The 1,262-nt window shown below is 65.5% G+C and carries 1 protein-coding gene; it reads right to left on the minus strand.

What is annotated here, in order from left to right; translation table 11 throughout:
- Window positions 1–1,262, minus strand: a 1,262-nt coding sequence (gene hutU / locus U5A57_RS41215; protein ID WP_321918076.1) for a urocanate hydratase, incomplete at both ends; no start/stop codon positions are given.

A 1,262-nucleotide genomic window follows, 5' to 3' on the forward strand; every position in this document is an offset into this window, starting at 1 on the left:
TAGCGATCCTTCACGCCCACCCAGCAGATACGCGCGGGCAGCCCCTGGAACGCAATGCGCTCGCGCGCCATGTCGAGCCAGTTGTGCAGATGCGGATCGTCAGGGATCAGCTCCTTGACCTTGGCGTCGGTCTTGTAGATGTCCTCAGGATCGCCCGAGAGCGCCACCCAGCGGAACGGGCCCTTGCCCTCGCAGAACAGCGGGCGGATATACGCCGGCACGAAGCCCGGGAAGTCGAACGCGTTTTCCACGCCCATTTCCAGCGCCATCTGGCGGATGTTGTTGCCGTAGTCGAGCGTGGCCGCGCCGCGTTCCTGCAGCGTGAGCATCGCGCGCACCTGGTTGGCCATCGACTCCTTCGCGACCTTCACGATGGTTTCGGGCGCAACCTTCTGCGCCTCGCGCCACTGCGCAACCGTCCAGCCCTGCGGCAGATAGCCGTTGATCGGGTCGTGCGCGCTCGTCTGGTCCGTCACGCAGTCCGGCGTGATGCCACGCTTGACGAACTCGGCGAACACGTCGGCGGCGTTGCCGAGCAGGCCCACCGAAACCGGCTTGCCCGTGCGCTTCGCTTCCTCGACGATGGCGAGCGCCTCGTCGATCGTCTTCGCCTTGCGGTCCACGTAGCGCGTCTTCAGGCGGAAGTCGATGCGCGTTTCATCGCATTCCACCGCGATCATGGAGAAGCCCGCCATCGTCGCGGCAAGCGGCTGTGCGCCGCCCATGCCGCCGAGACCGCCCGTGAGAATCCAGCGGCCATTCGGTTTGCCGTTGAAGTGCTGGTTCGCGACCGAATAGAACGTTTCGTACGTGCCCTGCACGATGCCCTGCGAGCCGATGTAGATCCAGCTGCCCGCCGTCATCTGGCCGTACATCATGAGGCCCTTGCGGTCCAGTTCGTGGAAGTGTTCCCACGTGGCCCAGTGCGGCACGAGGTTCGAGTTCGCGAGCAGCACGCGCGGTGCGTCGGCATGCGTGCGGAACACGCCCACAGGCTTGCCCGACTGGATCAGCAGCGTTTCGTCTTCGTTCAGGTCCTTGAGCGAGGCGAGAATCTGGTCGAAGCACTCCCAGTTGCGCGCGGCGCGGCCAATGCCGCCGTACACCACGAGCGCATGCGGATGCTCGGCGACTTCGGGGTCCAGATTATTCTGGATCATCCGGTAGGCGGCTTCCGCCAGCCAGGTCTTGCACACCTTCTCGCTGCCGCGCGGCGCGCGGATCGTGCGGGTCGGGTCGAGGCGGGGATCGGTGAAGTTCGG

This window comes from Paraburkholderia sp. J11-2, assembly GCF_905220185.1.
Taxonomy (GTDB): Bacteria; Pseudomonadota; Gammaproteobacteria; order Burkholderiales; family Burkholderiaceae; genus Paraburkholderia.